Source organism: Pseudomonadota bacterium, from assembly GCA_010028905.1.
In the GTDB taxonomy this organism is placed as follows: Bacteria; Vulcanimicrobiota; Xenobia; order RGZZ01; family RGZZ01; genus RGZZ01.
Window position 1 is genome coordinate 1 of record RGZZ01000380.1, and the last position, 4,830, is coordinate 4,830.

Sequence of the window (4,830 nt, forward strand, 5' to 3'; positions counted from 1 at the left end):
TGATCTCGCTGATCTCGGGGAGGGGCGTCGGCGGAGGTGCGATGGCCTCTGGGGCTGCTGCGTTGAACTCGTCTGCGCTCTCGTCGGCGTGCGTGCGAGGCTTCCGTCGCGGCGCCGAAGCGGCCGTGCGCTGGGCCATGTACTCGCGCACCGCGCGCAGGAGGTCGTCGCGGCTGGCGACCACCGTCGAGGCGTCTGGTGGACCGTCGAACGGGCGGAACGCGCCCCGCGCCGGCGACGAAGGCGCATCTTCCCCTTCGCGGGCACGCTGGCCACGCGAGGGAGGGGCTGAGGAGCCGCCTCGTGTGGATGACGGTCTCTCGTCTTGCAACCAGGGGAGAGAATCGCGATCGTCGTCCGCCATGATCTTGAAGATCTACGGCGACCGGGCGACCTATTCCTCCGAGGGGCCCTCGGCAGCGCCGTCGAGCGCCTCGGGGCAGAAGCGTTCCGCGAGGCTTCGTGCGGCGCCGGCCAGGCGCGGGTCGGCGAGGGCGGCACGCAGATGCCCTGCCGCCTCGTGGGACGCATCCACCAGGATGAGCGCCTCCGCGCAGCGGAGGCGGAACGGGGTGTTCGACGGATCGAGGCGGGTGGCTTCGCGCAGGTGGTGGGCCGCCTCGCCGAACGCCTCGTGCGTGGTCGCCGTGCCCATGGTGAGCCAGCCCAGGAACCCGCGCGCAACGGCGTCGGTGGGGGCGATCGAGACGGCGTGGTCGAAGGCGTCGCGAGCCCCAGGGGGGTCGCCCAGCTCGAGGCGGCTGAAGCCGAGGTGCGTCCAGGCGCGCTGGTACGAAGGGTCGATGGAGAGGACGCGGTTGTAGGCGCCGATGGCCTCGGGGGTGCGTCCCAGGGCGTCGAGCACGTTTCCGAGGGACAGGAGCAGATGCGGGTCGTCAGAGCGCTCGGCCTGCGCCTCTTGCAAGATGCCGAGAGCCTCTTCGTGACGGCCCTCGATCTGCGCCGCCAGCGCCAGGTCGAAGGGGTCGTCCGGGTCGAGGGTCTCGCGGACGCGGCGCAACACCTCGCTGGCGCTCTCTCCCGACCCAGCGGCGGGAGCGGGGGTGCGCAGATCGTGCTCTCGCTGCAGCGCTCGGAGGTCGCGTGCCAGGGGGACCTCGCGGAAGTAGCCGGCTGCGTTCACCTCGCGAACCGTGGGCTCGAACACGCAATCGTCCGGCAGGCGGGTGCCCCGCATGCGGAAGTGCCCGAACACGCGACAGGAGAAGGGCCGATGGGCGTATATCGAGCAGCCTCGTCGTGCGTCGTCGTAGAAGGGGCAGCTCTCGTGGAGCAGCGCGCCGTGCGCATCGCGGCGTCGCTCGGCGTATTCGCGGAACGCCCTGGATGCCGCGGCTCCGAACCGTGCGGCTAGCGCGAGGTGCTCGACCTCGAGCACGTGCTGGGCGGTGAGACCGCTTCCGGTGCAGCAGGCGCGGCACTGCCCGCAGGGGTTGCCGTCTGTCGGCGGCAGCTGCCGCTCGAGGGCGGTGTAGAGCGTGTCGAGGGTCATGTCGGCAGGGCCGTTTCTCGGAAGGGCATGGCAGCAGTATAGCAGGTTTCCCTTCAGGCGCGAACGGCGCGACTGGGCGGGTCTGGTGCGAAGTAGTGACGGAGGAGGGCGGTCACCGCGAGCGCATCAGGTTCAGAAGAATTCTCCTGGTGCGGTCTCTGTGCGCAGGGAAGCAGGCGGTGCACTGCGAATCCCCTTCCTTCCCGCGACGAGATCTGCTCGAGCCTGCGCAGATCGCAGAGGCTCGTCGTGAAGACTCGGAGTTTCAATGAACACGCTCACCAATGTCATGCAGTGCTGGTGGGTCCCGACCGGCGCTTCTCGCAATGGGGTGACGGCAGACCTTCAGCACGCGCTGCTCGACCTGCGGCGCCCCCTGGTCATCGCTGACCGCGATGGGGTGGCGGCCGTTGTGCGTGACGGCCAGATCGCCTTTGGCGAGGTTCGTCCGGGCAGCGACGCGCTGCCCGTTCTCGCGTTCGCGCCCGCCCTGCCTCCAGAGGCACTGGGCGACGCTTCCTTCTGCGCGCAGCAGGGCATCCGATACGCCTACATCGCGGGTGCCATGGCCAACGGCATCGCGTCAGAGGCGCTGGTCATCGCCATGGGGCGGGCCGGCATGCTTGGGGTGTTCGGGGCGGCGGGGCTTTCCCTGCCGCGCGTCGAGCAGGCCATCGATCGCATCCAGGCCGCACTGGGAGATCTGCCCTACGCCTTCAACCTCATCCACAGCCCGGGAGAGCCGGGTCTCGACGACCGCGTCGTCGACCTCTATCTTCGTCGCGGGGTGCGCCGCATCTGCGCGAGCGCGTTCCTCGATCTCACGCTGGCGGTGGTGCGCTACCGCTTCCACGGCATCCATCGAGACGCGGCCGGTGCGGTGGTGACGCCCAACCACGTGTACGCCAAGATCTCACGGGTCGAGCTGGCGCGCAAGTTCTTCGCGCCGCCTCCTCCGGACATGCTGTCGGCCCTCGTGAGCGCGGGCGCCCTCACCGCTGCGCAGGCCGAGCTGGCCGCGACCCTTCCCGTGGCGCAGGACATCACCGCCGAGGCAGATTCCGGCGGGCACACCGACAACCGTCCCGCGCTGGCCTTGTTCCCCACCATCGCAGCGGTGCGCGACGAGATGCAGCGCAAGCACGGCTACGCAGTACCGTTGCGGGTCGGCGCCGCAGGGGGCATCGGAACCCCTTCGGCTGCAGCTGCCGCCTTCGCCATGGGGGCCGCCTATGTCATGACGGGGTCGGTGAACCAGGCCTGCGTCGAGGCGGGTACTTCGGCGGCGGTGCGCGAGATGCTGGCGCAGGCCTCCCAGGCCGACGTTGCCATGGCGCCTGCGGCAGACATGTTCGAGATGGGCGTGAAGGTCCAGGTGCTCAAGCGCGGCACCATGTTCAGTGTGCGGGCGCGCAAGCTGTACGATCTCTACCGCGCCCACGAGACCCTTGATGCGCTGCCGGCAAGCGAGCGCGCCGTGCTCGAACGCGACTTCTTCCGCTGCAGCCTCGAGCAGGAGTGGGCGCAGACGCGCGCTTTCTTCGAGACCCGTGACCCGCGCCAGATCGAGCGTGCCGAGCGCGAGCCCCGTCACAAGATGGCGCTGGTGTTCCGCTCCTATCTCGGGCGCGCCTCCGGCTGGGCGAACCAGGGCGAGGCAAGTCGGCGGGTCGACTACCAGATCTGGTGCGGTCCCGCCATGGGGGCATTCAACGAGTGGGCGCGCGGGTCGCTGTTCGACGACCTCTCGGCCCGCACGGTGGAGACCGTGGCCCTCAACATCATGATTGGCGCGGCGGTCCTGACCCGGGCCGCCACGATTCGGGCGCAGGGAGCTTCCCTGCCGCCGGAGGCCCAGCAGTTCCCGCCCATGCCCATCGATCGCATCCGGGCGCTGCTGCGACCTCAGAGCACAACCGTTTGACCTTCCAGGAGAGCATTTCGTGAGCACTGAACCCAACCGAGACGCCACAGACGTCCCCATCGCCATCGTCGGGATGAGTTGCCTCTTCCCCAAGGGGCCGGGGTTGAAGGGGTACTGGCGCGTCCTGCGCATGGGGGTAGACTGCATCGGCGAGGTCCCTTCCTCGCACTGGTCTCCAGAGGCCTGGTTCGATGCCGACCCCAAGAGCCCGGATCGTACCTATTGCCGCCGTGGGGGCTTCCTCGACCCGGTCTCGTTCGATCCCACCGAGTTCCAGATGCCGCCGAACGCGCTCGAAGCCACGGATACCTCCCAGATCCTGGGGCTCGTCGTTGCCAAGGCTGCGCTCGAAGATGCTGGCTACGGTGAGGGCCGCGTCTTCGACCGCGAGAAGACCAGCGTGATTCTGGGCGTGACGGGCTGCCTCGAGCTCGTGATCCCGCTGGGGGCTCGTCTCGGCCACCCCATCTGGCGGCGTGCGCTGGCCGAGTCCGGCGTGGCGGACGACGTGGCCGAGAAGGTGGTCGAGCGCATCTCGGGCGCCTACGTGCCGTGGCAGGAGAATTCGTTCCCGGGCCTGCTGGGCAACGTGGTCGCCGGCCGCATCGCCAATCGACTCGACCTGCACGGCACCAACTGCGTCGTTGACGCCGCCTGCGCGAGCTCGAACAGCGCCGCCCATCTGGCCGCGCTCGAGCTGGCCGCTGGGCGGGCCGACATGGTGGTGACCGGTGGCGTCGACACGTTCAACGATATCTTCATGTACATGTGCTTCAGCAAGACGCCGGCGCTCTCCGCAAGCGGCGAGTGCCGTCCGTTCTCGGGGCAGGGAGATGGCACCCTTCTGGGTGAGGGCATCGGCATGGTGGTGCTCAAGCGTCTCACCGACGCCGAGCGAGACGGCGACCGTGTCTATGCGGTCATCCGCGGCATCGGTACGTCGAGCGACGGAGAGGGGCAGGCCATCTACGCGCCGAGCAGCGACGGTCAGAAGCGCTGCCTCGAGCGCGCCTACGAGAACGCCGGCGTCGAGCCGTCGACCGTGGGGCTCGTGGAGGCCCACGGCACGGGCACCAAGGTGGGTGACGTGGTCGAGTTCGAGGCCTTGCGTGCGGTCTACGGCGCGAACCGAGCCGACACGGGCTGGTGCGCGCTGGGGTCGGTGAAGTCGCAGATCGGTCACACCAAGGCCGCGGCCGGCGCCGCGGGCCTCATCAAGGCCGCGCTCGCGCTGCACCACAAGGTCCTGCCCCCCACGTTGAAGGCGGAGCAGCCCAACCCGAAGCTGCGCCTGGGCGAGAGCCCTTTCTATCTCAGCGGCATCGCCCGTCCCTGGGTGGGCGACCCTGCGCATCCGCGACGCGCGGCGCTGAGCGCCTTCGGCTTCGGAGGC

At 69.5% G+C, this 4,830-nt stretch carries 4 protein-coding genes; 2 read left to right on the plus strand and 2 right to left on the minus strand.

Annotated elements, in window-relative coordinates; all coding sequences use genetic code 11:
* Both EB084_19495 and EB084_19500 read right to left on the minus strand, forming a co-directional pair.
* Window positions 1-364 (minus strand): hypothetical protein (locus EB084_19495; GenBank protein NDD30448.1); only part of this gene is annotated, 364 nt, incomplete at its 3' end.
* A gap of 30 nt (window positions 365-394) precedes the next feature.
* On the minus strand, window positions 395-1,513 hold the full coding sequence (locus EB084_19500) for a tetratricopeptide repeat protein (GenBank protein NDD30449.1): 1,119 nt from the start codon (window positions 1,511-1,513) through the stop codon (window positions 395-397).
* A gap of 268 nt (window positions 1,514-1,781) precedes the next feature.
* On the opposite strand from EB084_19500, the gene EB084_19505 reads away from it, so the two are divergent.
* Both EB084_19505 and EB084_19510 read left to right on the plus strand, forming a co-directional pair.
* On the plus strand, window positions 1,782-3,437 hold the full coding sequence (locus EB084_19505; protein ID NDD30450.1) for a PfaD family polyunsaturated fatty acid/polyketide biosynthesis protein: 1,656 nt from the start codon (window positions 1,782-1,784) through the stop codon (window positions 3,435-3,437).
* A gap of 73 nt (window positions 3,438-3,510) precedes the next feature.
* Window positions 3,511-4,830, plus strand: a 1,320-nt coding sequence (locus EB084_19510) for a hypothetical protein (GenBank protein ID NDD30451.1), incomplete at its 3' end; no start/stop codon positions are given.